The 25,331-nt window shown below is 54.5% G+C and carries 24 protein-coding genes and 1 other RNA gene; 5 read left to right on the top strand and 20 right to left on the bottom strand.

The window, feature by feature from the left end; translation table 11 throughout:
• Positions 1 to 36 precede the first annotated feature (36 nt).
• From H7U36_RS01720 to H7U36_RS01765, 10 genes are all read right to left on the bottom strand, one after another.
• Complete coding sequence (locus H7U36_RS01720) at positions 37 to 1,047, bottom strand: GGGtGRT protein (protein ID WP_033125473.1); 1,011 nt, start codon at positions 1,045 to 1,047, stop codon at positions 37 to 39.
• Positions 1,048 to 1,096: 49 nt separating this feature from the next.
• Entirely contained in the window at positions 1,097 to 1,789 is a 693-nt protein-coding gene (locus H7U36_RS01725; RefSeq protein ID WP_033125472.1) for an iron-sulfur cluster assembly scaffold protein, read from the bottom strand.
• Between the two features lie 151 nt (positions 1,790 to 1,940).
• Positions 1,941 to 4,124: a DNA topoisomerase III gene (locus tag H7U36_RS01730; protein ID WP_205147502.1), complete on the bottom strand. Its 2,184-nt coding sequence runs from the start codon at positions 4,122 to 4,124 to the stop codon at positions 1,941 to 1,943.
• A gap of 16 nt (positions 4,125 to 4,140) precedes the next feature.
• A complete protein-coding gene (locus H7U36_RS01735) occupies positions 4,141 to 5,583 on the bottom strand; it encodes a GNAT family N-acetyltransferase (RefSeq protein ID WP_205155628.1) in 1,443 nt (480 codons plus the stop codon).
• Between the two features lie 27 nt (positions 5,584 to 5,610).
• Positions 5,611 to 6,876 (bottom strand): competence/damage-inducible protein A, encoded by a 1,266-nt coding sequence (locus tag H7U36_RS01740; RefSeq protein WP_033125469.1) that lies wholly within the window; start codon positions 6,874 to 6,876, stop codon positions 5,611 to 5,613.
• A gap of 1 nt (position 6,877) precedes the next feature.
• Positions 6,878 to 7,420: a CDP-diacylglycerol--glycerol-3-phosphate 3-phosphatidyltransferase gene (gene pgsA, locus H7U36_RS01745; protein ID WP_033125468.1), complete on the bottom strand. Its 543-nt coding sequence runs from the start codon at positions 7,418 to 7,420 to the stop codon at positions 6,878 to 6,880.
• Between the two features lies 1 nt (position 7,421).
• Positions 7,422 to 8,744, bottom strand: coding sequence for a 30S ribosomal protein S12 methylthiotransferase RimO (gene rimO, locus H7U36_RS01750; RefSeq protein WP_033125467.1), 1,323 nt, complete (start codon positions 8,742 to 8,744; stop codon positions 7,422 to 7,424).
• Between the two features lie 69 nt (positions 8,745 to 8,813).
• Positions 8,814 to 9,056: a DNA-directed RNA polymerase subunit omega gene (gene rpoZ, locus H7U36_RS01755; protein WP_033125466.1), complete on the bottom strand. Its 243-nt coding sequence runs from the start codon at positions 9,054 to 9,056 to the stop codon at positions 8,814 to 8,816.
• 4 nt (positions 9,057 to 9,060) lie between these two features.
• A complete protein-coding gene (gmk, locus tag H7U36_RS01760) occupies positions 9,061 to 9,690 on the bottom strand; it encodes a guanylate kinase (RefSeq protein ID WP_033125585.1) in 630 nt (209 codons plus the stop codon).
• 43 nt (positions 9,691 to 9,733) lie between these two features.
• Positions 9,734 to 10,615: a YicC/YloC family endoribonuclease gene (locus H7U36_RS01765; RefSeq protein WP_033125465.1), complete on the bottom strand. Its 882-nt coding sequence runs from the start codon at positions 10,613 to 10,615 to the stop codon at positions 9,734 to 9,736.
• A 145-nt stretch (positions 10,616 to 10,760) separates the two neighbouring features.
• On the opposite strand from H7U36_RS01765, the gene H7U36_RS01770 reads away from it, so the two are divergent.
• A complete protein-coding gene (locus H7U36_RS01770; protein ID WP_205147499.1) occupies positions 10,761 to 12,497 on the top strand; it encodes an Rqc2 family fibronectin-binding protein in 1,737 nt (578 codons plus the stop codon).
• A 69-nt stretch (positions 12,498 to 12,566) separates the two neighbouring features.
• Here H7U36_RS01770 and H7U36_RS01775 read toward each other — a convergent pair whose 3' ends face one another.
• Together H7U36_RS01775 and pheA are read right to left on the bottom strand one after the other, a co-directional pair.
• Positions 12,567 to 13,856 (bottom strand): ATP-binding protein, encoded by a 1,290-nt coding sequence (locus H7U36_RS01775; protein ID WP_205147498.1) that lies wholly within the window; start codon positions 13,854 to 13,856, stop codon positions 12,567 to 12,569.
• A gap of 18 nt (positions 13,857 to 13,874) precedes the next feature.
• Positions 13,875 to 15,005 (bottom strand): prephenate dehydratase, encoded by a 1,131-nt coding sequence (pheA, locus tag H7U36_RS01780; RefSeq protein WP_205147497.1) that lies wholly within the window; start codon positions 15,003 to 15,005, stop codon positions 13,875 to 13,877.
• Between the two features lie 141 nt (positions 15,006 to 15,146).
• Between pheA and H7U36_RS01785 the strand changes: the two genes are divergently transcribed.
• The 3 genes from H7U36_RS01785 to H7U36_RS01795 are packed head-to-tail and all read left to right on the top strand — an operon-like array spanning position 15,147 to position 17,108.
• Complete coding sequence (locus H7U36_RS01785) at positions 15,147 to 15,683, top strand: nitroreductase family protein (RefSeq protein ID WP_033125461.1); 537 nt, start codon at positions 15,147 to 15,149, stop codon at positions 15,681 to 15,683.
• Between the two features lie 49 nt (positions 15,684 to 15,732).
• Positions 15,733 to 16,650: an aspartate carbamoyltransferase gene (gene pyrB / locus H7U36_RS01790; RefSeq protein ID WP_033125460.1), complete on the top strand. Its 918-nt coding sequence runs from the start codon at positions 15,733 to 15,735 to the stop codon at positions 16,648 to 16,650.
• 11 nt (positions 16,651 to 16,661) lie between these two features.
• Complete coding sequence (locus tag H7U36_RS01795) at positions 16,662 to 17,108, top strand: aspartate carbamoyltransferase regulatory subunit (protein ID WP_138303302.1); 447 nt, start codon at positions 16,662 to 16,664, stop codon at positions 17,106 to 17,108.
• A gap of 91 nt (positions 17,109 to 17,199) precedes the next feature.
• Here the strand turns inward: H7U36_RS01795 and H7U36_RS01800 are convergent, their stop codons facing one another.
• Both H7U36_RS01800 and proC read right to left on the bottom strand, forming a co-directional pair.
• On the bottom strand, positions 17,200 to 17,799 hold the full coding sequence (locus tag H7U36_RS01800; RefSeq protein ID WP_033125458.1) for a TetR/AcrR family transcriptional regulator: 600 nt from the start codon (positions 17,797 to 17,799) through the stop codon (positions 17,200 to 17,202).
• A gap of 114 nt (positions 17,800 to 17,913) precedes the next feature.
• Positions 17,914 to 18,708 (bottom strand): pyrroline-5-carboxylate reductase, encoded by a 795-nt coding sequence (gene proC / locus H7U36_RS01805; RefSeq protein WP_191428022.1) that lies wholly within the window; start codon positions 18,706 to 18,708, stop codon positions 17,914 to 17,916.
• A 167-nt stretch (positions 18,709 to 18,875) separates the two neighbouring features.
• Here proC and H7U36_RS01810 point away from each other — a divergent pair, with 167 nt between their 5' ends.
• Entirely contained in the window at positions 18,876 to 19,523 is a 648-nt protein-coding gene (locus H7U36_RS01810; RefSeq protein ID WP_205147496.1) for a GntR family transcriptional regulator, read from the top strand.
• A 98-nt stretch (positions 19,524 to 19,621) separates the two neighbouring features.
• Here H7U36_RS01810 and hypD read toward each other — a convergent pair whose 3' ends face one another.
• From hypD to H7U36_RS01840, 6 genes are all read right to left on the bottom strand, one after another.
• Complete coding sequence (hypD, locus tag H7U36_RS01815; protein ID WP_205147495.1) at positions 19,622 to 22,000, bottom strand: trans-4-hydroxy-L-proline dehydratase; 2,379 nt, start codon at positions 21,998 to 22,000, stop codon at positions 19,622 to 19,624.
• Positions 22,001 to 22,004: 4 nt separating this feature from the next.
• Positions 22,005 to 22,913, bottom strand: a complete 909-nt coding sequence (locus tag H7U36_RS01820) for a trans-4-hydroxy-L-proline dehydratase activase (protein ID WP_205147494.1) — start codon at positions 22,911 to 22,913, stop codon at positions 22,005 to 22,007.
• A gap of 294 nt (positions 22,914 to 23,207) precedes the next feature.
• Positions 23,208 to 23,557: RNase P RNA component class A (rnpB, locus tag H7U36_RS01825), an RNA gene on the bottom strand.
• A gap of 27 nt (positions 23,558 to 23,584) precedes the next feature.
• Entirely contained in the window at positions 23,585 to 24,070 is a 486-nt protein-coding gene (rnhA, locus tag H7U36_RS01830; protein ID WP_033125451.1) for a ribonuclease HI, read from the bottom strand.
• Positions 24,071 to 24,089: 19 nt separating this feature from the next.
• Positions 24,090 to 24,809: an MBL fold metallo-hydrolase gene (locus H7U36_RS01835; RefSeq protein ID WP_191428019.1), complete on the bottom strand. Its 720-nt coding sequence runs from the start codon at positions 24,807 to 24,809 to the stop codon at positions 24,090 to 24,092.
• Positions 24,810 to 24,816: 7 nt separating this feature from the next.
• Entirely contained in the window at positions 24,817 to 25,293 is a 477-nt protein-coding gene (locus H7U36_RS01840) for a MogA/MoaB family molybdenum cofactor biosynthesis protein (protein WP_033125449.1), read from the bottom strand.
• Positions 25,294 to 25,331 lie beyond the last annotated feature (38 nt).

The raw sequence follows: 25,331 nt of genomic DNA on the forward strand, positions 1-25,331 counted from the left end.
TCCGCCATATGGGGAGCAATTCATTTCAAAGGCTGATTAGAATTTGCCAGCCTTCTTTGCCTCTTCGATGGAAACGGCAACTGCGACAGTCATACCAACCATCGGGTTGTTTCCTGCGCCGATGAGACCCATCATCTCTACGTGAGCCGGTACGGATGAGGATCCTGCGAACTGAGCGTCAGAGTGCATACGTCCCATTGTGTCTGTCATACCGTAGGAAGCCGGTCCTGCAGCCATGTTGTCCGGGTGGAGTGTACGTCCTGTACCGCCGCCGGATGCAACGGAGAAGTATTTCTTTCCTGCCTCAACACACTCTTTCTTGTAGGTTCCTGCAACCGGATGCTGGAAACGTGTCGGGTTTGTGGAGTTACCTGTGATGGAAACGTCTACGCCCTCTTTCCACATGATGGCAACACCCTCGCGCACATCGTTTGCGCCGTAGCAGTTAACCTTGGAGCGAAGTCCGTCAGAGTAGGCAATCCTCTGCACTTCCTTCAGCTCGCCTGTGAAGTAGTCGTACTCTGTCTGTACGTATGTGAAACCGTTAATTCTGGAAATGATCTTTGCAGCGTCCTTTCCAAGTCCGTTCAGGATAACGCGGAGCGGTTTCTTGCGGACTTTGTTCGCTTTCTCAGCGATACCGATGGCTCCCTCTGCTGCTGCGAAGGACTCGTGTCCTGCCAGGAAGCAGAAGCAGTCTGTTGTCTCCTCAAGGAGCATCTTGCCAAGGTTGCCGTGTCCAAGACCTACTTTACGCTGGTCAGCAACAGATCCCGGAATACAGAAAGCCTGCAGGCCCTCTCCGATTGCCGCGGCAGCGTCTGCAGCTGTCTCGCACCCCTTCTTGATAGCGATGGCTGCACCTGTGATGTAAGCCCAGCATGCATTTTCAAAGCAGATCGGCTGAATGCCTTTGATCTGGTTGTATACGTCCAGTCCGGCATCTTTTGTGATCTTCTCAGCTTCTTCCAGTGAAGCAATGCCGTAGCTGTTTAACACTTCATTGATTTTATCAATTCTTCTTTCATATGATTCAAATAAAGCCATTTATGTATCCTCCTGAATTATTACCTTTATTCTTTGCGATAACCTGCGATTACTCTTTGCGGGGATCGATGATCTTCACAGCGTCATCTACCCGGCCGTACTGACCTTTGGCTTTCTCCCAGGCGTCGTTCGGTGTATCGCCGTTTTTGATAAAGTCTGTCAGCTTTCCAAGGTTTACGAACTGGTATCCGATGATCTCATCGTTCTCGTCAAGAGCGATACCTGTTACATATCCCTCAGCCATCTCAAGGTAACGGGGACCTTTGGCTAATGTACCATACATGGTTCCAACCTGTGAACGGAGTCCTTTTCCGAGGTCTTCCAGACCAGCGCCGATGGCAAGTCCGTTCTCGGAGAACGCGCTCTGTGTTCTTCCGTAAACGATCTGAAGGAAGAGCTCTCTCATGGCTGTGTTGATAGCGTCACAGACAAGGTCTGTATTCAGAGCCTCGAGGATTGTCTTTCCCGGCAGGATCTCGGAAGCCATAGCTGCGGAGTGCGTCATTCCGGAGCATCCCAGTGTCTCTACGAGAGCCTCCTGGATGATACCGTCCTTTACGTTCAGAGTCAGCTTACATGCTCCCTGCTGAGGTGCGCACCAGCCTACGCCGTGTGTAAAACCGGAGATGTCCTTGATCTCTTTAGCCTGTACCCATTTTGCTTCTTCCGGGATCGGAGCCGGTCCGTGATTTGCACCCTGAGCTACCGGACACATCATTTCTACTTCATGTGAATAAATCATTTTAAAACTCCTTTCGATATGCGTACATGCCCTTGGCTGCATGTACGGAATTTTTGCAGGGTCGTTAGATATTTAACCCATACCTAAAATTATTCTCTCATAATTTTCGACATTCGTCAATCTGGTTTCAGTATTTTTTCTGCCGGTCCATCTACTGATCCAGCTTGATGCCCGCGAGGGCGTCCGCAAAGGCCGTGTTGACAGGCTCGTCCTTCTGCCTGTCCAGATATTTCCGGACATCCCGCTTGCTGACGCCTGCCCCCTCCTTCTTCCTTCGCTCCTTGAAGGCGGACAGCTTTTCCTTGTAGCCGCAGGAGCAGACAAACACCTGCCCCTCCCCCTGGCCCTTCAGCATCATCTTCTTGTGGCAAACCGGGCACCGGGCGTTGGAGGCGCGGGCGATGGTCTCCCGGTGGCCGCACTCTCTGTCCTGGCACACCAGCAGCTCCGCGTTCTTCCCCTTCACCCGCAGCATCCGCTTGCCGCAGACCGGGCACTTCGTGTTGGTCAGGTTGTCGTGGCGGAAGGTGCCGGTGCCGGTCCGGATCTCCTCCGTGACAGCCTGGGCGTAATCCCGGATATCCCGCATGAAGGCGCTTCTCTTCAGCTTTCCATCAGCGATGCGTGAAAGCTTCATCTCCCAGTCAGCAGTCAGCTCCGGTTTTTTCAGGTCTGCGGGAACCAGCTCCAGGAGCTGCTTTGCCTTGGAGGTGAGATAGATCTCATTTCCTCTCTTCTCAAGGAGGACGCTTCCAAAGAGCTTGTCCATGATATCCGCCCGGGTAGCCACAGTCCCAAGCCCGCCGGTCTCTCCCAGTGTCTTTGCCGCCTGCTTGTCGTGGCTCTCCATGTAGGCTGCCGGGTTCTCCATGGCCGCCAGGAGGGTTCCCTCGTTAAATCGGGCAGGGGGCTTTGTCTTTCCCTCTGTGACGGCAAGATGAACTCCTTCGATCCTATCCCCCTTCTCCAGTCTGGGGAGGGACTGGCTCTTTACGTCCTCGTCCTCCTCGCTCTCCTCTTCCTCGTCCGCGCCGTAGACCTCTCTCCATCCTTCCTTCAGCATACGCCTTCCCTTTGCGTAGAAGCTCTCCTCTCCCAGGGCTGCTGTCAGCTGGATCTCCTTGTACTCCGCCGGCGGATAGAGGACAGACAGGAAGCGTCTCACCACCAGGTCGTAGATCTTTCTCTCCTCGTTTGTCATGTGGGTCAGCTCCACATACTGCTCTGTGGGGATGATGGCGTGGTGATCCGACACCTTTTTGTCATTGACAAAGGCGGCCTTCGGACTCACTGCCGTGCGCATCACCTTTGCCGCCAGCTTCCGGTAGGGGCTCACAGCGCAGGCCTCCAGCCGATCCTTTATAGTGGGGACGATATCGCTGCTGATATACCGTGAGTCGGTCCTTGGGTAGGTCAGCACCTTGTGGTTCTCGTAGAGCCGCTGCATGATATTCAGTGTCTCCTTGGGCGAAAAGCCGAACCGTTTGTAGGCGTCCTTCTGGAGCTCTGTCAGGTCGTAGAGAAGGGGCGCGCAGGTCTTTTTCCGGGCGGCCTTCACCTCCCGCACTTCCGCCTCCCGGCCCTCCAGGGCTCTCCTGAGTCCCTGGATCCTTTCTCTGTCAAAGGTTCTTGTACTCCCCGATTTCCCATCCTTCCATATAAGGGTAATGCCCTTTGCGGACGCCCGCAGCCCATAGTAGGTCCGGGGGACAAAGCCGCGTATCTGTTCCTCCCTCTTGGCCACAATGGCCAGTGTGGGGGTCTGTACCCTGCCGCAGGAGAGCTGGGCGTTGTACCTGCAGGTCAGCGCTCTCGTGGCGTTGATGCCCACAAGCCAGTCCGCCTCCGCCCGGCAGAGGGCCGCGTCGTAGAGGGGATCGTAGTCGTGCCCGTTCCTCAAGCGGGCAAAGCCCTCCCGGATAGCTTTGTCCGTGACGGAAGAGATCCAGAGCCTCTTGATGGGCTTTTTGTTTCCCGCCTTGACAAGGATCAGCCGGGCCACCAGCTCCCCCTCCCGTCCGGCGTCTGTGGCTATGATGATCTCACCTACGTCCTTCCTGTGTATCTGGGCCTTCACAGCCTGATACTGCTTCTGGCTCTGGCGGATCACCTCCAGCTTGAACTCCTTTGGCATCAGGGGAAGATCCTCCAGCTTCCACGCCTTGTATTTGGGGTCATAGTCCTCCGGATCCGCCAGGGTCACAAGGTGCCCCAGCCCCCAGGTGACGATATACTGTCCGCCCTCGATGGCACCGGAAATATTTTTCCCGCACTTCAGGACTCTGGCTATGTCCCGGGCCACCGACGGCTTTTCTGCGATAACCAATGCTTTCATCTGTCAGTCCTCTCCTTTACTGAACAAGCGCCCAGAAGCCGCTGTCAGAGGCAAAGGGCCCTATCTCGTCAAAGTCAAAGGGCGCTGTCACCCAGGCATACCCTCTGTCGTCCTGGCTGTCCGCCGGATAGCGGAAGGAAAGGCCGATCTCCAGCCCGTCCTCGTCCACAAAGAATTCCGGTGTGTAGACGCCGTCCTTTGTGTCTCCGCCGAGGACATCCTTCATGTCCTCCGCGCTCAGCTCCGAGAGGAAGGTGTCGTCGTCCGCCTCGTCCCGCATAACCTGCGCCCACTGGCCGACAAAGCTGTCGTCCAGATTGACAATATCCTTCACCTCATAGAGGGTTCCATCCTGGAGGTTCACGTTCACGCACCGGAGGGCCACGTGATAGTCGTTCTCACTGCCCTCGTAGCTGTAATCCTGGAATACCACGCTTAAGAGCGACCGGCTCTGGTAGGTGACCTTGTACTCCACAAAGCTTGCCAGCACCGGATACTCCTCCCCCAGCACCTTCTCTTTCATCTCGTCAGAGGGAGACAGGTACAGCTTATCCACAGAGTCCAGGGCGCAGTCCTGGAGAGCGGTGTTCACCTTCTCCTGTACCTCCGCGTCCAGGCCGTCCACCTGGGGATAGTAGACCTCAAACTGAATGGTAGTGCTGCTCGTATTGTCCGCTGTGTAAATGTAGTTGTCCTCCGTCACATCGTAGCCGCAGTCCTCATCCACATACTCCGGGATGGCGTCAATGCCGGACTCCTCCTGACCGTCCTCAGCCTGTCCGTAGCCGCCGTAGAATTCATCATACCAGTCCTCAATGGAGGAGCCGTCATCTCCCCACTGGCTACCGTCCTGCATATACTCGTCCACGCCGTTCTCGGCCACGTAGCGCAGCTCCCTCGAGATGGCAGCTCCCGCCACCACAGCGAGAACAAGGCAGGCTGCCCCCACGCCTGCGGCAATGTAGACTCCCTTTCCCCTCTTTTTCTTCAGGGGAACAGAGGCTGCCCACATCTCCATGGGGATATAGCGCATCCCGCCTGCGTTCTGCTCCGGCGCTGTGTCGTGCATACCCATGTGGCGGTAGGCGTCCACCGCTCCCGGGGAAGCGTTGACCGTAAACTTCGATACCCGGTAAGTCTGAACCGCAAAGGAGCACATCTCCAGCAGGATAGCCTTCCCGATCCCTCTGTGCTGGTACTCCCGCCTCACAAAGAGGAGGGCGATATGTCCGGTGGGCAGAATCCCTCCCACGCCCAGCAGCTGGCTTCCCTCAAAGGCGCCAAAGAGGGCAAGCCCCTCTGTCTGCATCTTCCTCTCTATATTCGGATATCTGATAAAGTCCTGAAAAGAAGCCACTCCCTCCGGTGTGTACAGAGGCGCCACATCCTGGGCAAACACGTCCCACACAAGGTGGAGGGCATCCAGCGTCTCCTGTCTCTCCAGTCTGCGTATATTCATAGGATCTTCCTCCTTTTTCTATGGTATCTATGCCTTGTCCTCTGTCCTGAGCAGCTCCTCCCGGAGCAAGGTCAGCGCTCTGACAACAGCATAGTCTCTGTTCTTGCTGCGGTTCCCGGTAAAGCGGAATTCCTCCACCCGGGTCTTTCCCCTGACACAGCACCCGACGTACACAAGGCCCACCGGTTTCCCCGGCGTTCCCCCGTCCGGTCCGGCAATGCCGGTGACAGAGAGAGCCGCGTCCGCGCCTGCCTGGCGGGCCGCTCCCCGGGCCATCTGCTCCGCTGTCTCGGGGCTTACCGCCCCCACGCTCTCCAGAGTGCTGTGTTCCACGCCAAGGAGCTTTTCCTTGGCCTCATTGGAGTAGGTGATATATCCCTCTTTGTACACATTGGAGGCCCCTGGCACGTTCATGATCCTGCCTGCCAGCAGGCCCCCGGTACAGGACTCGGCTGTTGTGACTGTCATCTGTCTCTCCCGGAGCATGCCTACAACTGCCTCCTCCAAAGTAACCTCCTCGTCCATGGTGTAGATGTAGTCTCCGAACCGCTTCTCAAGCTCCGCCAGCATGGGCTCCATCAGCCTCCTGGCGGACTCCTCGTCCGCCGCCTTGGCAGTCACCCGGAAATGCACCTCCCCGGTCTTGGCGTAGGGTGCAAGGGTGGGGTTGCTCTGCTCATCCATCAGATCCGCCACCATGGTCTCCGCCTGGCTCTCTCCGATGGAGCAGATCTTCACCATCTTCGAATAAATGCCCTCCGGCTGCAGCCTGTTCAGATAGGGGGCGATATCCCTCTCAAACATGGGTTTGATCTCACCCGGAGGTCCCGGCAGAAGGATGGCCGTCTTTCCCTTTTCCTTATCCTCCAGGATGATGCCCGGGGCTGTGCCGTTGTGGTTGTCCACCACGATGGCTCCCTCCGGGACGAGGGCCTGCTTCCAGTTGTTGGCCGTAATCTCCCGGCCCTGGGCCCTCCGCTTGTCAAAGTAGGCCTGGATGCGCTCTTTGGAGTGGGCGTCCTCATAGAGCTCCCTTCCAAATACCTTTGCTGTCACTTCCTTAGTCAGGTCATCCTTGGTGGGGCCAAGGCCGCCGCTTAAGATGACGATGTCGGACCTTGAGAGGGCCAGCCGGATGGCGTCCTCCAGCCGCTCCTCATTATCCCCCACCACGCTCTGGTGGTAGCAGGAAAGCCCCAGCAGGGCAATTTTCTCCGCCAGGTAGGCGGCGTTTGTGTTCACGATGTTTCCGAGAAGTATTTCCGTACCGACAGAAATCAGCTCCACTGTCATCCTACATTCCTCCCTTTGTCAGCACTTCTACATTTTTCGCAATATAATCGATCAGTGATACCACTGTCAGTATCAGGGCGATCCAGATAAGCACAGTACCCACTGTATCAAATACGCCGCCCAGGTCAGCGATCAGCACGATCACCATGAACATCTGGGACACGGTCTTGAATTTTCCCCAGTAGCTGGCCGCGATAACGATGCCGCTGTCGGCCGCCACCAGCCGGAACCCGCTGATGATGAACTCCCGCGCGATGATGACGATGACCACCCAGGCCGGCAGCTTGCCCGCCGGAATGAGACAGATCATGGCAGAGCACACAAGCAGCTTATCCGCCAGAGGGTCCATAAATTTTCCGAAGTTAGTCACCAGGTTCCGGGCTCTGGCAATCTTGCCGTCCAGCATGTCTGTCAGGCTTGCCAGGCAGAAAAGGACGAGGGCGATCCATTTGCCGGCGTCCCCCGCGAAATCCGTGAGCATGAAAAACACAAAAAATGGTACCATGATTACCCGCAGTACGGTCAGTTTATTTGGCAAATTCATCTTACATCAACTCTCCTATCAAATCGTATTCTGCTGCCCCTGTGACTTTCACTCTGGCAAAATCGCCGGACATCAGTTCCTCATCTGTATTTACGAAAATGAGACCGTCCACATTCGGGGCGTCCTTGTAGGTCCTGCCCACGTAGGCGTTCTCGTCGGCCACCTTTCCCTCGATCATGACCAGCACCTCCCGGCCGATCATATCCTCAGCCAGGTCAAAGGCGATCTCCTGCTGGAGCTCCATCAGCTCCGCCTGCCGGTCCTCCTTTACTTCCTCCGGGATCTGATCCTCCATCTCGGCCGCCGGTGTCCCCTCCTCCGGGGAGTAGGTGAAGACGCCCAGCCTGTCGAATTCCATCTGGTCCACAAAGTCCATCAGCTCCTCGTGCTGCTCCTTTGTCTCCCCGGGAAATCCGGTGATTAGAGTGGTGCGGATGGCAATATCCGGTATCTCCCGTCTCAGCTTCCCGATGATCTCCTCTAAGTCCTCTCTCGATGTGCGCCGTCCCATTCTGCCAAGGATCTCCGTGCTGGCGTGCTGGATAGGCAGATCCAGGTAGTGACAGATCTTGGGCTCCTCCTTCATGACCTGGATAAGGTTATCATCAATCTCCTCCGGGTAGCAGTAGAGGATGCGGATCCACCGTATGCCGCTGATCTTACACAGCTCCCTGAGCAGCCGGTGAAGGGATTTCTCCCCGTACAGGTCCACCCCGTAGATGGTGGTCTCCTGGGCCACCAGGATCAACTCCTTCACGCCGTCCTCCGCCAGGGCCTGCGCCTCCTTCACAAGGCGCTCCATAGGCACGCTGCGGTAATTGCCCCGTATCTTCGGGATAATGCAGTAGGTGCAGTGCTTATCGCATCCTTCCGCGATCTTCAGGTAGGCGAAATGACCGCCTGTGGTCACAAGACGTTTCGTCTCAGGCAGGGGCAGGGCGTCGATATCCCCTATCCTGACGCCGCTTTTTCCCTCCAGGGCCTCCTGGATGGCGTCCACTATTTTGTCGTAGGATGTGGTGCCCAGCACCTCGTCCACCTCGGGTATCTCCTCCAGGATCTCATTTTGGTATCTCTGGGCCAGACAGCCGGTGACGATGAGGGCCTTTAAGGTCCCGGTCTTCTTGTACTCCGCCATCTCCAGGATAGTCTGGATGCTCTCCTCCTTGGCGTCATGGATAAAGCAGCAGGTGTTGATAACGATGACGTCTGCCTGTGTCTCATCGTCCGTCATCTGATAGCCCCTGTCCGCCAGCAGGCCGATCATGACCTCCGAGTCCACCAGGTTCTTGTCGCACCCCAGCGATATAAAAAGCACATTCATAGCTTTATCTCCTTTCAGTCAGAAAGGCAGATACCTTGTAAAAGCATCTGCCTTATCATTTTCGTCCGCTTATTCTTCAGAGTCCTCTGCGATGATCGTGATCTTGCCGCTGTTCAGTTCATCGATGGCAATGGAGAGCGGCTTCTCGCCGTCCTTTGTCTTTACCAGAGGCACATCGCCGTCAATGAGCTGTCTGGCTCTCTTGGCTGTCGCCATGACGATGGAATACCGGCTATTGACGACCTTTGTCTCGCCCTCCTCCACGTCTTTGTTTACTACTTTCATCAGATCCGTGTATGATGGATGCAGCATATTCCTATTCTCCTTTCAAATCCTCTTTCATATGTTCAATAAATGCCTGACTGCGCGTACTTCTTGCGTGCTCCGCTGAAATGACGCCGTGGACCTTATCCACACACTCCTCCAGCCGGTCCCTCTCGTTGAGAATGATGTAGTCGTAGGCTTCCATGAAGCCGGACTCCCTGGCCGCTGTCCTCATTCTCTCCTCAACCACCTCAGGAGCTTCCGTCCCTCTGTCCGTGAGCCTTCTCTTCAGCTCACCCGCGCTGGGCGGTGTGATGAAAATAAGGAGGGCATCCGGGAACCTTTCCTTGATTTTCAGGGCCCCCTGAACCTCGATCTCCAGGATCACATCCTTTCCCTGGGAGAGCTGCTCCTGCACGTACGCCTTAGGCGTGCCATAGTAATTATTCACGTACATAGCATACTCTATCAGTTCGTCTTTCGCAATCATTTTTTCAAATTCTTCCCTTGTTTTGAAAAAATATTCCCTGCCGTTCTCCTCCCCCTCTCTGGGAGCTCTCGTGGTGGCTGAGATGGAAAGGGCGTAATTGTCGTACTTTGTCAGAAGCCTTTTCAGCACAGTTCCCTTTCCCGCCCCGGAGAAACCGGATATGACGGTCAGAATTCCTTTTTGCTCGTTCATGCTCATGTCCCCGCTCTTCTATCTTTTTTCTATATTTATATTTCTACTCTATGTTCTGTATCTGCTCTCTTACCTTCTCGATCTCTGTCTTCAGGTCAATGCCCCTGTTGGAGACCTCCAGGTCGTTCGCCTTGGAGAGGATGGTGTTCGCCTCCCTGTTCATCTCCTGGGCGATAAAGTCCAGCTTTCTTCCTATACCGGCCTCATCGGACAGAAGCACGTCCTTCATGTGGCTGATGTGGCTTTTCAGCCTCACCACCTCCTCGTCCGTGCAGATCTTGTCTGCAAAGATGACTACCTCCGCGGCGATGCGGCTGTCGTCAATCTGGGTGTCGGCAAGGAGCTCCCTCACCTTCTCCTCCAGCTTTTCCCTGTACTCGGCAATGATCTTAGGAGATCTCACCTCGATAAATTCCACCAGCTCCGCCATGCCGTCCAGCTTGTCAATGATATCTCTGCGGAGATTTTCACCCTCCAGGGTCCGGGTCTCCACAAACTGGGAGATAGCGCCCTCCATAGCCTTCTTCAGGCAGTTCCATATCTCCTCCTCGTCCAGCGCCTGCTCCTCCATGGTAAGGACCTCCGGATACCGGGAGAGAGTGGATACACGGACATCATTTTCCAGACCAAACTGCTCCTCCATCTCCCTGAGGCTCTCCATGTACTCTTTTGCCAGTGAGGCGTTGTATTTCAGCACCGCCTGCCCCTCGGACAGATCCTCATAGGTAATGAAAATATCCACCTTGCCCCTGGATACGGACTGCTTCAAAAGACTGCGGATGGATGTCTCAAAAAAATTCAGCTTCTTCGGCATGCGGATGTTGACATCCAGATAGCGGTGGTTCACACCCTTCATCTCCACTGTGAATTTCCGCTCTCCGTCTGAGAGCTCACATCTGCCAAAGCCTGTCATACTCTTTATCATTTTGGCAACCTCGTTTTCGCTTTTTCATACTGCATTATTATAATTCATTTCCCCTCCCCCGTCAACTTTCCAAAACTCCCTTTCTGTGGTATACTGTGAACACTTGGCACTGTGAACACTTGAGACAGAAAGGACTGTAATCTATATGGCTTTTGACGGAATTACCATAGCAGCTGTGACGAAAGAATTGAAGGAGACCCTGGAGGGCGGGCGCATCAGCAAGATCGCCCAGCCCGAGGCGGACGAGCTGCTCCTGACGGTCAAGACTCCGGCCGGTCAGAGGCGGCTGTGCATCTGTGCCAGCGCCTCCCTTCCTCTTATATATCTCACTGATGAAAACAAGACGAGCCCCATGCAGGCCCCGGGCTTTTGCATGCTGCTGCGCAAGCACATCGGCAGCGGGCGCATCATATCCATCAGCCAGCCGAAGATGGAGCGCATCATCCGCTTCGAGATCGAGCACTTGGACGAGATGGGGGACCTGTGCAGCAAGACTCTCATTGTGGAGCTGATGGGGAAGCACAGCAACATCATCTTCTGCGATGACAGCGACCGCATCATCGACAGCATTAAGCATATATCCGCCCAGACAAGCTCTGTCCGGGAGGTGCTGCCGGGCCGGGACTACTTCATCCCGGACACCATGCACAAGCTGGATCCCCTGACCGTGGCCCAGGAGGACTTCATCACTGCTCTCAGGACAAAGGGCGGCCCCCTCTCCAAGGCCCTGTACACCAGCTTCACCGGCATCAGCCCGGTGGTGGCTGAGGAGATCTGTTATCTGGCAGCCCTGGAGTCCCGAATGACGGCCGAGGATCTCTCCGGGGACATGCTGGTCCATCTGTACCGGCAATTCAGCTACTACATGGAGCAGGTGAGCCTGGGCGACTTCTCCCCAGCCATCTACTATGAGGGCAGGGAGCCAAAGGAGTTTTCCGCGCTGCCCTTAAGCCATTTCTCCAACTACAGGAGAGAGGAATTCCCCTCTATCTCCCAGGTGATCCGCACCTACTACTCCTCCCGGGAGGCCCTGACCCGCATCCGGCAGAAGTCCGCGGACCTGCGGCACGTAGTCCAGACTGCTCTGGAGAGGAACCGGAAGAAATACGACCTGCAGTCCAGACAGTTAAGGGACACAGAAGGCCGGGACAAATTCAAGGTCTACGGGGAGCTGATCAACACCTACGGCTACGGACTGGAGCCGGGCGCGAAGCAGCTTGCCGCCCTCAACTACTACACCAACGAGGAGGTCACCATCCCTCTGGATGAGCACATGACTCCCGCCGAGAACGCCCAGCGCTATTTTGCAAAATACAACAAGCAGAAGCGCACCTTTGAGGCATTAAGCCAGCTCATCGAGGAGACCCGGGAGGACATCGAGTACCTGGAGTCCATCAGCAATGCCCTGGACATCGCCCGGGCCGAGGAGGACCTGGTCCAGATCAAGGAGGAGCTGACCCAGACAGGCTACATCCGCCGCCGGAGTACCAAACAGAAGGTGCGCATCACAAGCCGCCCCTTCCACTACATCTCCAGCGATGGCTACCATATCTATGTAGGGAAGAACAATCTCCAGAACGAGGAGCTGACCTTCCACTTCGCCTCGGGAAATGACTGGTGGTTCCACGCCAAGAAGGTGCCCGGCTCCCACGTCATCGTGAAATCCGGCGGGGAGGAGCTGCCGGACCGCACCTTTGAGGAGGCCGGTCGGCTGGCCGCCTACTACTCAAAGAGCCGGGGAGGCGACAAGGTGGAGGTGGATTATATAGAGAAGAAGCACGTGAAAAAGCCCGGCGGCGGAAAGCCCGGCTTTGTCATCTACCACACCAACTACTCTCTTGTCATCGACTCGGATATCAGCGGAATTGAAGAAGTAAAATAGCGACAGAATAAAAAGAGGAAGAACCGATAAGGCTCCTCCTCTTTTCTGCTTTCTGTCTATTCCGTTTGTCTACTCCATCCCAAGCAGGTAGTCGATAAACTGCTGAGCTGTCCGGCCGGACATGCCGCCGTGGTTCAGCTCCCAGCGGTTGGCTTCCAGAAGAAGCTGCTCCTCGTCCATCTCGATGCCGTTTCTCTTTGCCAGCTGACGGACGATCTCCTGGAACTCCTTCTTGGCCGGCTTCCCAAAGTAGATGGTGACGCCAAATCTTGCCACCAGGGAGAGCTTCTCCTGCACCGTATCGTTTGTGTGCAGCTCCTCGTCTCTCTCTTCCTTGTCCCGGAAGGTCTCCCGGATGAGATGCCGGCGGTTGGAGGTGGCGTAGATGAGCACATTGTCCGGCTTTTTCTCCAGGCCTCCCTCGATGACTGCCTTCAAATATTTATACTCGATCTCAAACTCCTCAAAGGAGAGGTCGTCCATGTAAATGATGAACTTGTAGTTCCGGTTCTTGATCTGTGCGATGACATCGTTGAGGTCCTGGAACTGGTGCTTGTACACCTCGATCATCCGCAGTCCCTGGTCGTAGTATTTGTTGAGGATAGCCTTGATGGAGGAGGATTTCCCGGTGCCCGCATCTCCGAAGAGGAGACAGTTGTTGGCCCGGCGCCCCTTCACAAAGGCCTCCGTGTTGTCGATAAGCTTTTTCTTGGCTGTCTCGTAGCCCACCAGCTCGTCCAGCTGCACGTGGGCAATCTTGGTGATGGGCACAATGTGCACGCCCTCCTCGTCGTGAGCCACCCGGAAGGCCTTGTGAAGCCCCAACTTGCCCACGCCGAACTCCTTGTAGAACTGGGTCACAGAGGCCTTGAACTCCTCTGCCCCCTCCGTCTGTCCCAAGCTCCTCGCCAGAGCGCAGATCCGGTCACGGATGCGGCCGTTGAACACGCTGCCGTGGGTGCCTGACCCGGTGTAAGTAAGGATCATGGAGACGCAGTCCACGCCAAGGCCTGCCTCCATGGCTGAGAAGTCGTAGTCAAACAGCTCCTTGAATATCTCAAAGTCGTGGAGTGCCACCTTGTTGATGCTCCCGCCTGTCTCACCCACGATCTCACAGGAGGTGCTGTAGGCATTCTCATCATTTGCCAGAAGGAAGGTCAGGTAGTCGTGCCAGAGATTTCCCTCAAAGCCGTGATCCACACACAGCTCCAGTATACTGCCCGTGCACTCAAAGAGAAGGCTTTTGAGGTCCTCCTGGTTGTAGTACTCATTGTCGTAGTTTTCCATCAGGAACGTCATGTCGTTCAGGATCTGCTCCTGCTCCAGATTTTTATAGATGATCAGCTCGTGTATTCTCATATCGTTTCTCCCTCCGCATCAATAATTTCCGAGTATCTTCAGGCTCTTGGACTCCTCCCGCAGGCCGCGGATGGCGTTCTTCACAGCGCCCTCTCCCATGTTTCCCTCAAAGTCCACAAAGAACCGGTACTCCCAGGTCCGTCCCTCCACCGGGCGGGACTCGATCTTGGACATGTTCAGGTTGTTGTAGGTGAAATGGGCCAGCAGGTGGTAGAGGGAACCGCTGGAGTGGTCCACCTCAAAGCAGATGCTGATCTTTTTGGCATCCTTTAAAAAAATCTTCTGGTTGGTCACAATGATGAACCGGGTGGAGTTGTTATCATTGTAGTTGATCTTCCGATCCAGTATCTTCAGCCCGTAAATCTGAGCCGCATGCTCACTGCAGATGGCCGCCTGGGTGATATCTCCGTCCTCCAGCACTTTTTTCGCCGCCACTGCCGTGTTGGGTGCGCTGATCCGCTGCCACCCAGGCTGGTCGTCCAGATATTTGGAGCTCTGCATCAGCGCCTGCGGGTGCGAGTAGACCGTCTTGATCGTGTCAAGAGTCGCCCCCTCCACGCTGGCCAGGGCGTGGTCGATGGGAAGGATGATCTCTCCCACAATATAATTTTCAAATTCCACTAGCAGGTCGTAGACCTCGCTCACCACGCCGGCAGAAGAATTTTCGATAGGAAGGACCGCGAAATCCGCCGAGCCCTCCTCGATGGCCTCCATGGCATCCCGGAAGGTCTGCACGTGAAAGCTGTTCACGTCCTTCCCGAAATAGGCGTGCATGGCGGCCTGGGAGTAGGCGCCGTCTGTCCCCTGGAAGACGATCCTGGACTGCTCATAGTCCAGCTTGTCCACGCCGATAAAGGGCAGTCTTCCAAGAGCCCCCTTCTTTGTCAGCATCTGGTACTGCATCTTCCTGCTCTGGGACATGAGCTGCTCAAAGAGCTCTGTCAGGCCCAGCCGCAAAAATTCATCGTCCACATTCCGGGTGATCCTGGCAAGCTGATCCTTCTCCCTCTTCTTGTCAAACACTTTTTTCCCCGCATCTATCTTGATATCGCCGATCTTCTCGCACACCTGCACCCGGCTTTTATACAGCTCCGCGATCTGGCTGTCGATCTGCGCCAGATGCTCTCTTAATTCCTCTAATTCTGCCATTTTTCTGTCTCCTTTTGTACACATACTAAAAGGTATTATAATACAACTCCCCGCCAAAATCCATGTCAGACATTGAAAATCTTTGGTATTTATTATATGATGTAGGTACGGTTGATTGATCTAAAAAGGAGGACGAACAGTATGAACACCATGGATTGTATTTTCAGCAGAAGAAGTATCCGCAAATTCAAACCGGATCCTGTAGGACATGAGCTTCTGGAGTCAGTGATCCAGGCGGCATCCTATTCTCCTTCCTGGAAAAACAGTCAGATCACACGCTATATCGCTATCGAATACACTTCTATTCTCACGAAAATTGCCGATGATTTCACCCCGTCATTCAACAGTCATATTATCCGCCAGGCACCGCTTCTCCTTGCCGTCACCTTTGTGAAGGGACGCAGCGGCTTTGAACGTGACGGCTCCTTCTCCACAAAGAAGGAAGACCGCTGGCAGATGTTCGATGTGGGAGCTGCCTGCCAGACTCTCTGTCTGGCCGCCCATGAGAAGGGCCTTGGCACAGTGATCATGGGCATTTTTGACGAGGACGGCATAGGAGAGCTTCTCGGCATCCCCGCTGACCGTGAGCTTGGGGCACTGATCGCGGTAGGGTATCCGGACGTCGAGCCCGAGGCGCCGAAGCGAAAGAGCGTGGACGAGCTGCTGACTTACCGTTAATTTTCACAGTGCCTGCAAGAGAAGGCACACGAACACGAAGGAGGTTTTTATGAGACATTTAATGAGTCCACTTGATTTTTCAGTGGAAGAGCTGGATAAATTGCTGGACCTGGCAGAGGATATTGAGGCAAACCCGAAAAAGTACGCCCACGCCTGCGAGGGGAAAAAGCTGGCCACACTGTTCTACGAGCCAAGCACGAGAACGCGTTTAAGCCACGAGGCTGCCATGCTGAACTTAGGAGGCAGCATCATGGGATTTTCCTCCGCTGACTCCAGCTCCGCCGCAAAGGGCGAAAGCGTGTCAGACACTATCCGCACCATCTCCTGCTACGCGGACATCTGCGCTATGCGCCATCCCAAGGAGGGCGCTCCTATGGTGGCCTGCCAGCACTCTTCCATCCCCGTCATCAACGCCGGAGACGGAGGACATCAGCACCCCACCCAGACCCTGACTGACCTGATGACGATCCGCTCGCTGAAAGGACACCTGGGCAATATGACCATCGGCCTGTGCGGGGATTTAAAGTTCGGCCGCACGGTCCACTCGCTGATCCACGCGCTGGTGCGCTATCCGGGCATGAAGTTTGTGCTGATCTCACCGGAGGAGCTGAGACTTCCCGGCTACATCCGCCACGATGTGCTGGAGAAAAATCAGGTTCCCTACGAGGAGGTCGTCCGCCTGGAGGAGGCTCTTCCAAATCTGGATCTTCTCTACATGACCCGCGTGCAGAAGGAGCGCTTCTTCAACGAGGAGGACTATGTGCGCATGAAGGATTTCTACATCCTGGACGCAAAGAAAATGAAGCTGGCAAAGGATGACATGTACGTGCTCCATCCGCTGCCCCGTGTCAACGAGATCTCCACGGAGGTGGACGACGACCCGAGAGCCGCCTATTTCAAGCAGATGCAGTACGGCGTGTACGTGCGCATGGCTCTCATTTTGACACTGCTGGAAATTGAAGTGTAGGAGGAGGAAGCATGGTTAAGAATACATTGAATGTTGGACGCATTTCCGAGGGCTTTGTTCTGGACCACATACAGGCCGGCCGCAGCATGGATATCTACAAATATCTCCACCTGGACCAGCTGGACTGCTGCGTGGCCATCATCAAGAACGCCAAGAGCAGCAAGATGGGGAAAAAGGACATCATGAAGATCGAGTGCCCCATCGACTTTATGGATCTGGATATTCTCGGCTTTATTGACCACAACATCACTATCAACATCATCAAGGATGAGCAGATCATCGAGAAGAAAGCTCTCCATCTGCCCAAGAAGATCAAAAATGTCATCAAGTGCAAGAACCCCAGGTGCATCACCTCCATCGAGCAGGAGCTGGATCACGTATTCGTCCTGACCGACCCGGAGAATGAGATCTACCGGTGCATGTACTGTGAAGAAAAATATGAGAGAAGGCCCAAATAGGAAAGCCTTCAGACAGCCCTGGACAAAACAGGGACAGATATGGCACAAGCCGCATCTGTCCCTGTTTTTCTCTTCCTATTTTCCTGCGTCTTCAGGAATTGCTTTTCCCTCTGAAGTGCTCCATCATGACGGGAAAATACTCCTTGCTGTACTCTCCCAGCGAGTAGTCCCCCTTCCCAAGGCACCACTCGGTCACAAGCGCTCTCTCGCACATGGCGTAGTATTTCACGACTGTGCGGATAGGCACATCCGCGCGGATTTCTCCCTTCTTCTGTCCCTCCTCCACGATCCCGGAGATCAGCTTGTAGTATTTCCGGTTCTCATTTAAAAGCTGGCTTTCCCCCTGTGCCACCAGCTGGGTGGAATAGAGAGAGGCCAGAAGCTCCATGCTGATGTTTTCCTCCATCATGGCATGGACCTCCCTGTTCAGATACAGGAGCTTCTCAAAGCAGTCTGTCCCGGGCTCCAGCTTCCTTTCCAGATCCCCGTAGTAGTCGTCCAGCATTTCCGCCAGCGTGTTCAGCAGCTCGTCCTTTGCGCTGAAATAGTAGTAAAAGGAGCCCTTGGATGTCCCGGATTTCTCAATAATGTCATCTACAGTTGTCCGGCCAAAGCCCTTGTCGCGGAACAGCTCCCAGGCAGCCGAGATGATCCTGCTCTTCACACTTCTCTTTTCTTCTGTCTTCTCCATAGCTTTGTCACCTATTTCATTCATTATTATATACTTTTCTATTTTAGCACAAAAAAAGGCGGAGGAAAACGAAAACCTCCGCCCTGCTGCCGTGAGCTTCCACAGACACTGCTCTTACAGACTTTTAGATATCTCCTCACATTTTTTCATAGCCTCGATGATGGCGCTCCTAAAGCCCTTCTCCTCCAGCACGCGGACCGCCTCGATGGTCGTCCCGGCCGGTGAGCACACCATATCCTTCAGCTCACCCGGATGCTTGCCAGTCTCGAGCACCATCTTCGCGCTTCCCAGCACAGCCTGCGCCGCGAATTTGTAAGCCTGGCTTCTGGGAATTCCGCCGGATACGGCCGCGTCCGCCATGGCCTCGATCATCACGAACACATAGGCCGGTGAGCTTCCGCTGACCGCCACGACGGCGTCCATCATATGCTCTGGGATCAGCTCCGCCTTGCCAAATCCGTTCAGGATGGAGAGTGCCTTCTCCATATCCTCATCTGTCACATAGGCGTTTTTGCAGGCTCCTGTCATGCCCTCTCCCACCATGGCCGGCGTGTTCGGCATGGTGCGCACGATCTTCACCGGCTTCTGGAACTGATCTGCCAGCCAGGACAGCGTCTTTCCGGGCGCAATGGTGATGATCAGGTGGCTGTCCGTCACATCATCTCTGATCCCCGCGATCACGTCCGCATAAAACTGGGGCTTTACAGAGAGGATAACGACCTCGGCGTTTTTCACGACCTCATTGTTGTCCGCAGTCACCCGGATACCGTATTTCTCTTTTACTCTCTCACGCCCCGGCGCAAATGGGTCCGCGCCGATGATCTCCTCCGGAGAAGCGATGTGATTTTCAATGATCCCGCCCATCATAGCGGTAGCCATATTGCCTGTCCCGATAAATCCAAGTTTCATCCTTATATCCTCCTCTTATTTGTATACATTTTATAAATTTGTATACAATTTTGTTTATAATATACCATCCTCTATGCTCCCTGTCAAGAAAAAGAGCTATTGCCTGCCGCTTTTTTTCACGGTATAATTTGTATACAAATGATCTTTATACAAGGAGTTGGATTTTCATGCCGCAGAAAGAAAAGAGTGTCTCCCTTGCCGACCAGGCCTATGAGACGATCAAGACGAACATACTGAATATGACCTACCCGCCGGGCATGACTCTGACGGAGAGCCGGCTGGCCCGGGATCTGGGCATGAGCCGCAGTCCCGTCCGCACAGCCATCCGGATGCTGCAGACAGAGGGGCTCATCGTCACAGACTACTATAAATCCATGACAGTGAAAGAGATCACCGAAAAGGACATCCGGGAGATCTACCAGCTCCGGGAGCTCCTGGAGGGAGCCGCCTTCCGGCTCATCTTTACCTCCGGCAAAAATGAGGAGTACTCCTTCCGCATCGAGGAAAAGGTGGTGCGCATGTGTGCCGCCGCCTCCGACATCTACGCCTGGGAGGTGGCCGACACAGCCATGCACATGGAGATCGTCAGCGTGCTGGAAAACAGCCGGGTTGACAGGATATACGAGAACAATCTGTCGGAGCTGATCCGCATGGGCCAGTTTTCTGTCAGGAACGGCATGGACATCGGCCGCACCAATGAAAACCTGAAGAAGATGGTGGAGTTTATGCGCGCCGGCGATTATGAAAATGCCTACGCCATCCTCAGGGAGGATCACTTTACCACCGGTATGGACTGTGCACTGCAGTTCAAATAAGACAAAAGAGTCTGTTTCCTTTATAAGGAACCTGCAAAAAAACGCGCCTGGCCTCTGTGGGTCAGGCGCTGTTTTTTCTTGCTCCCTGAGGGAAATCTCTAGTTAAAGGACTGCTCCGTGCGGTTGATGATCTCGTCCTGCAGAGGTTTATCCAGATTGCGGAAGAAATCACTGTATCCCGCCACCCGGACGATCAGGTCTTTATAGTCCTCCGGATGCTTCTGGGCATTGATGAGGGTCTGGCGGTCCACCACGTTAAACTGGATGTGATGTCCGTCCATGGCGAAGTAGGACCGGATCAGGCTGGCCATATTGTTCAGGCCCTCCTCGCCGGCCACCACGTCAGGCGTAAACTTCTGGTTCAGAAGCGTGCCCGCGGTCGCCAGATGATCCATCTTGGAGCAGGATTTGATCACAGCTGTGGGGCCGTTGGTGTCTGCGGATTTCTCCGGAGAAATGCCCTCTGATACAGGCTTGTGGGCCTTTCTGCCATTGGGTGTTGCCAGGATCACATCCCCAAAGTACACATGGCAGGTTGTGGGCAGCATATCTACGCCGTACTTTCCGCCCTTCATGTTCGGGCGGCCTGTGATGGTGCTCCTGTAGAGCTCAAACACATCCTGCATGATGCTGTCCGCGTAGTCGTCATCATTGCCGTATTTCGGAGTCCTGTCATGAACCATGCGGTAAATGGCGTCATAGCCCTCATAGTCGTGCTCCATGGCCTCAATGAGCTCCTCCATGGTAAAGTTTTTCTTGTCATAGACATTGTATTTTACAGCTGCGATACAGTCGGTGACTGTGCCGATTCCCACGCCCTGGATGTAGTTTGTGTTGTATCTGGCGCCGCCTGCATTGTAGTCCTTCGCGTTGGAGATGCAGTCGTTTGTCACAACAGACAGACAGGGGGCCGGCATCTCCTTGGCGTACAGCTCCTCAATCACATTGTTGCCTCGTATCTTTACGTCCACGATATACTCCAGCTGCTTCTTGAAGGCATCCCAGAGCTCGTCGTAGGTCTTGAAATCCCTGGCATAGCCCAGTTTCAGACCGATCTGCTTTCCGCTGTACTGGTCAAAGCCATTGAACAGCGTGAGCTGGAACACCTTGGGAATATTCAGGTATCCCGTCAGGATGTAGGCTTCGCTTCCCCAGGCACCTGTCTCCACGCACCCCGAGGAGCCGCCCCTCCTTGCGTCCTCCAGCTTTTTGCCGGCATTGACAAGCTCCATAATCTGGGCCTCCGTGTTGTAGAAGGCGGGCTGTCCCCAGCCCTTCCTTGAAATCTCGCAGGCTCTCTTCAGGAATTTGGCGGGCGTCTTCTTGCTGATAGTCACATTGGAGTTAGGCTGCACCAGCTTCATCTCGTCCATACAGTCCAGGATCAGATAGCTGACATTATTGACTCCATTGCGGCCGTCAGGCGTCACGCCGCCAGTGTTGATATTGGCAAAATCCGTGTAGGTAGCGCTCTCCTTCAGCGTGATACCCACCTTTACAGGCGCCGGCTGGTTGTAGAATTTCACCCACAGGCACTCCAGAAGCTCGAGGGCCTTCTCATCGTCCAGGATGCCTGCCTCCACGTCCCTCTCATAGTACGGGTACAGGTGCTGATCCAGTCTTCCAGGGCTGAAAGCGTCCCATGGATTCAGCTCTGTTGTGACCGCGAGGTGCGTGAACCAGTAGAGCTGGATTGCCTGCCAGTAGGTCTGGGGCCTGTGGGCAGGAACCACCTCCAGGTTGGCAGCGATCTGGAGCAGCTCAGCCTTCCTGGTCTCATCCTCCTCCTTCTGCGCCATCTCAAGTGCCAGGCTGCGGTACCGCTCTCCCAGGATGATGACAGCGTCACAGGCAATGTCCATGGCCTTGAGCTCCTCACATTTGTCGACAGCGTCCGGATCGTTCATGTAGTCCAGGGCATCCATGGTCTTTTTAATCTTCTCTTTGTACTCCATATAGCCGGTGGTGAACACCTGCTCTCCGCCGCAGGTATGTCCCGGGCCTCTCTGCTCCATAAATTCCGTGAACATGCCAGCCTCGTAGCAGTCATGCCACTCCGGGGTCATCCTGGAGAGGAGCTTTTCTCTCATGCTGCGCCCTGTCCAGTAGGGGATGATCTCCTCTCGCTGGAGCTTGCGATCCTCCTCTGTCGTCTTGAAGGACACGAGCTCCCTCTCGCTCATGACGATCATATCCTCCTCGCTGTGGCAGCACAGCTCCGGAAATGTGGGGGATGCCTGGGGATCCTTTCCCTTTTCCCCGACGATCAGCTCCCCGTCTCCAAGGTACAGCGTCTTTTTGGAGAAATACTCCTTCAGCGTCATGGCTCGCATAACCGGAATGGAATATTTCCCGTCATTTTCCTTGTAGAAATCTGTCTCGATCTTCGCCCTCTCAAGATCGATGTGAACCGGTGTGTTCACGCTGATCTCCCTGAGCTTCTGGATCCTTTCGTTCATGCCACGCAATTTTGCCATCCTTTTACCCTCCTATTTTGGTGTTTTTAAAACCTGCGTCTGCAAAGAGCGCTGCCAGCGCTTCCATCTCTTCTCTGTCTGGCGCGTGCAGATCTGTGCCTTTATATTCCATATCCACCTTTCTGTACTTTCCGCTTCCCGTATCGTGGTAGGGCAGCAGATTGATCTGTGCCGGATGGATATCGTGTTCCTGGAGAAACGCAATGGTCTCCTTCATATTCCGCTCGTTCCCATTGACCTCCTTCACCGTGGGAATTCGTATGTAAATCCTCGCCCCGTCCCGCGCAAGGCGGACCAGGTTATCAAGGATCAGCCTGTTGTCAGTTCCGATATATTTTTTATGGAGCTCCGGATCCATCACCTTCACATCGTAGAGGAAGGTGTCCACATAAGGGAGGATTTCCTGAAATCTCTCGTAGGGCACATAGCCGCAGGTATCTATGGTGAGGGACACATCCTGCTTCTTCAGCTCTTTTGCCGCCGCAAGGATAAAGTCCATATCCATGGCCATGACCTCTCCGCCGGAAAAGGTCACCCCGCCGCCGGACTCCTCGTAAAACATCTGATCCTTCATCAGCTCTCCTACCAGATCTTTGACTGAATACTCCTGCCCCACGATCTCCCGGATCCCTGCCGGGCAGAAATTCACACATTTCCCGCAGAGTGTACAGGCTTCCGCTTCCAGGACAGGCTGCCCTTCCTCCATATGTACCGCACCTGCCGGACAGACGGCCTGACAGGTGCCGCACCCTGTGCATTTTTCCCTGTCTACCTGCATTTCCTTTTCAAATCTCTGGGTCTCCGGGTTATGGCACCACTCGCATTTCAGCGGACATCCCTTGAAAAAAACTGTCGTCCGTATCCCGTCGCCGTCATGAATGGAAAACTTCTGTATGTTTGTTATGTTTCTCATCACATTCTCCTGCACATGTTTCTGCGTATAAACTATCGTTTAAACTTTAGTCTAACCAGTGATTTAAATATATCTTATCGTTATAATTTTGTCAATCGTTATCTTTGCCATAATCCGGCGACAATTTTTGTGAAATTTGTATCATAGTATATTGTATATTTTGTATAAAAAAAGACTGCAAACGCAGTCTTTTTTCTCATGGTTGTACACATTTATACACCAGTTACATGAATTCCAGACGTAACACTTTTAAAAAGTATTACGTCTGGAATTGATAATTTTCGCAATTGTGTAAAACCAGGCATAACGATAAGCCGGGTTATGTCGTTGGGTGATCATCTATCTAGGCCTGCCGTCACCGGCAGGCTCAAGCGACCAACCTGAGACGCGGCGGGCCGCCGCATTGTCTCGTTCCGGTCTTGCTTCGGATGGGGTTTACATGTGCCCCTCCTGTTACCAGGAGGGCGGTAGTCTCTTACACTGCCCTTCCACCCTTACCGGGAAGATCCCGGCGGTACATTTCTGTTGCACTGGCCTTGGAGTTGCCTCCACCGGACGTTATCCGGCATCCTGCCCTGTGAAGCCCGGACTTTCCTCACCTGCTGCCTTTCGGCATATGCAGCCGCGATCACCTGTTATACCTGGTCTCACGAATTTCGATTTTATCACAATTATGAATTTCTGGCAAGCCCCGTATCCTCGATCAGGTCCTTCCCGTCCGCCGCTGTAGTGGCCAGGGTATCGCACCTCTCGTTCTGGGGATGGCCGTCGTGGCCCTTCACCCAGATGAACCGGACCTGGTGAGGCTCTTTTGCCTTCAAAAGCCGCTGCCAGAGGTCCACATTCTTCACCGGCTCATTCTTGCCCCTCTTCCAGCCCTTTTTCAGCCAGCCGCCGATCCAGTTCTGATTAAAGGCATCCACCACATACTTGGAGTCTGAGTAGAGCTCCACACTGCAGGGCCTGTTCAGCGCCTCCAGCGCGGCGATCACCGCCATCAGCTCCATCCGGTTGTTGGTGGTCTTCTTGTATCCCTGGGACAGCTCCCTCGTGTGGAGCTGCCCCTTTGTGTCCACATATTCAAGGACGGCCCCATAGCCTCCCGGTCCGTCCGGATTGCCCCTTGCCGCCCCGTCTGTGTATATCCTTACCTGCATAAATTTTTAAGCTCCCGTGTCAGATTTTGTCAAATGTAAAGACCTGGCCCTCCCCTGTGATGTGGGCCACTCTGTCTCTGTAGCCGGCTGACGTTTTCTCCTCCATCAGCCGTTCGTACAGACCGTACTGTCCCTGCATGTGCATAGGGAACACGATATCTGTATCCGTATGGCGCATAAACCAGTCCAGTCCCCAGTAATACTCCTTCCCAAGCCTTGGGTCCAGGGGGACAAAGGCGGCGTCAATGTGCAGCCCCTCCAGCTTTCCGATCTCCTTCTGATAGGCCTTCTTCATAAGCTGGTTGTACCTGTCGGTCTCCTCCTCCCAGTGCCACCAGTTCAGATCCCCCGCGTGATAGATAGTCCGTCCCTCAGTCTCCACCACAAAGGCCACGCCCTCATCTGTAGACCGCAGGGTCTCCACAAGAAATGTGCCCTCTCCGTCTCCAATCCGCAGCCTCTCTCCTGATCCCACGAAATGTATCTTCTCCTTTGGAGCGGAGGACGGCACTGCCTCCTTCACATCACCGGACAGGATGTAGGTGATGCGGGGAAACTCTTCCGCCCACTGGAAAATGGATCTCTGAAAGTGATCGTAATGCCTGTGGCTTACGAAGACGTACACATCCCTGTCACTTTCAAAAGAGGGAAGCTCTCCCTTGTAGTAATCAAAAATCAGAACCTTGTCCGCCAGCTCCACCGCGAACCCGCTGTGCTGGATGTATGTGATCTTCATCATATACGCTCTACTCCCTGGGCGCCTTCTGGATCACTTCCACCGCATGGGTGATCTCCGGCAGAAGATATTCCAGGCACTGCTTGACTGCTCCCGCCTTTCCAGGAAGATTGACAATAAGAACGTCCCCTCTGATGCCGGCGGCGCTCCTGTTGAGCATGGATCTTTTTGTCAGCTTCATGGTGTACGCCCGCATGGCCTCGGGTATGCCAAGGACCGGTCTCTCCACCACGTCCATGGTGGCCTCCGGCGTGCAGTCTCCGGCATTGCAGCCTGCCCCGCCTGTCGTAAGGATCAGGTCTGTCAGATGTCCGTCAGCCATTCTCTGCATGACAGTGGAGAGGACCGTCCTGTCACAGGGCAGAGCCTTCTGGAACACGATGGTGTGTCCAGCCTGCTCAATCAGCTTTCTGATCACTTTTCCTGCAGTGTCTTCCTCTTTTTCTCTGTAAACTGCCGTATTTGCTGTTATAATCGCAACTCTCATCTTGTACCTCCATAAAACCATTCTTTCGTACACAGGCT

This window comes from Faecalicatena fissicatena (genome assembly GCF_016900595.1).
Lineage (GTDB): Bacteria > Bacillota > Clostridia > Lachnospirales > Lachnospiraceae > Claveliimonas > Claveliimonas intestinigallinarum.

What these genes read in the sequence shown, in the direction of transcription:
- rpoZ (WP_033125466.1), bottom strand. Translation starts at nt 9,056, where the DNA reads ATGCTGCATCCATCATACACGGATCTGATGAAAGTAGTAAACAAAGAC.
- H7U36_RS01730 (WP_205147502.1), bottom strand. Translation starts at nt 4,124, where the DNA reads ATGAAAGCATTGGTTATCGCAGAAAAGCCGTCGGTGGCCCGGGACATA.
- H7U36_RS01795 (WP_138303302.1), top strand. Translation starts at nt 16,662, where the DNA reads ATGGTTAAGAATACATTGAATGTTGGACGCATTTCCGAGGGCTTTGTT.
- hypD (WP_205147495.1), bottom strand. Translation starts at nt 22,000, where the DNA reads ATGGCAAAATTGCGTGGCATGAACGAAAGGATCCAGAAGCTCAGGGAG.
- H7U36_RS01840 (WP_033125449.1), bottom strand. Translation starts at nt 25,293, where the DNA reads ATGAGAGTTGCGATTATAACAGCAAATACGGCAGTTTACAGAGAAAAA.
- H7U36_RS01735 (WP_205155628.1), bottom strand. Translation starts at nt 5,583, where the DNA reads ATGAATATACGCAGACTGGAGAGACAGGAGACGCTGGATGCCCTCCAC.
- rnhA (WP_033125451.1), bottom strand. Translation starts at nt 24,070, where the DNA reads ATGCAGGTAAGGATATACACAGACGGGGCGGCAAGGGGCAATCCGGAC.
- H7U36_RS01785 (WP_033125461.1), top strand. Translation starts at nt 15,147, where the DNA reads ATGAACACCATGGATTGTATTTTCAGCAGAAGAAGTATCCGCAAATTC.
- proC (WP_191428022.1), bottom strand. Translation starts at nt 18,708, where the DNA reads ATGAAACTTGGATTTATCGGGACAGGCAATATGGCTACCGCTATGATG.
- H7U36_RS01810 (WP_205147496.1), top strand. Translation starts at nt 18,876, where the DNA reads ATGCCGCAGAAAGAAAAGAGTGTCTCCCTTGCCGACCAGGCCTATGAG.
- H7U36_RS01800 (WP_033125458.1), bottom strand. Translation starts at nt 17,799, where the DNA reads ATGGAGAAGACAGAAGAAAAGAGAAGTGTGAAGAGCAGGATCATCTCG.
- H7U36_RS01820 (WP_205147494.1), bottom strand. Translation starts at nt 22,913, where the DNA reads ATGAGAAACATAACAAACATACAGAAGTTTTCCATTCATGACGGCGAC.
- H7U36_RS01775 (WP_205147498.1), bottom strand. Translation starts at nt 13,856, where the DNA reads ATGAGAATACACGAGCTGATCATCTATAAAAATCTGGAGCAGGAGCAG.
- H7U36_RS01740 (WP_033125469.1), bottom strand. Translation starts at nt 6,876, where the DNA reads ATGACAGTGGAGCTGATTTCTGTCGGTACGGAAATACTTCTCGGAAAC.
- rimO (WP_033125467.1), bottom strand. Translation starts at nt 8,744, where the DNA reads ATGAATGTGCTTTTTATATCGCTGGGGTGCGACAAGAACCTGGTGGAC.
- H7U36_RS01725 (WP_033125472.1), bottom strand. Translation starts at nt 1,789, where the DNA reads ATGATTTATTCACATGAAGTAGAAATGATGTGTCCGGTAGCTCAGGGT.
- H7U36_RS01770 (WP_205147499.1), top strand. Translation starts at nt 10,761, where the DNA reads ATGGCTTTTGACGGAATTACCATAGCAGCTGTGACGAAAGAATTGAAG.
- H7U36_RS01765 (WP_033125465.1), bottom strand. Translation starts at nt 10,615, where the DNA reads ATGATAAAGAGTATGACAGGCTTTGGCAGATGTGAGCTCTCAGACGGA.
- pyrB (WP_033125460.1), top strand. Translation starts at nt 15,733, where the DNA reads ATGAGACATTTAATGAGTCCACTTGATTTTTCAGTGGAAGAGCTGGAT.
- pheA (WP_205147497.1), bottom strand. Translation starts at nt 15,005, where the DNA reads ATGGCAGAATTAGAGGAATTAAGAGAGCATCTGGCGCAGATCGACAGC.
- pgsA (WP_033125468.1), bottom strand. Translation starts at nt 7,420, where the DNA reads ATGAATTTGCCAAATAAACTGACCGTACTGCGGGTAATCATGGTACCA.
- H7U36_RS01720 (WP_033125473.1), bottom strand. Translation starts at nt 1,047, where the DNA reads ATGGCTTTATTTGAATCATATGAAAGAAGAATTGATAAAATCAATGAA.
- H7U36_RS01835 (WP_191428019.1), bottom strand. Translation starts at nt 24,809, where the DNA reads ATGATGAAGATCACATACATCCAGCACAGCGGGTTCGCGGTGGAGCTG.
- gmk (WP_033125585.1), bottom strand. Translation starts at nt 9,690, where the DNA reads ATGAACGAGCAAAAAGGAATTCTGACCGTCATATCCGGTTTCTCCGGG.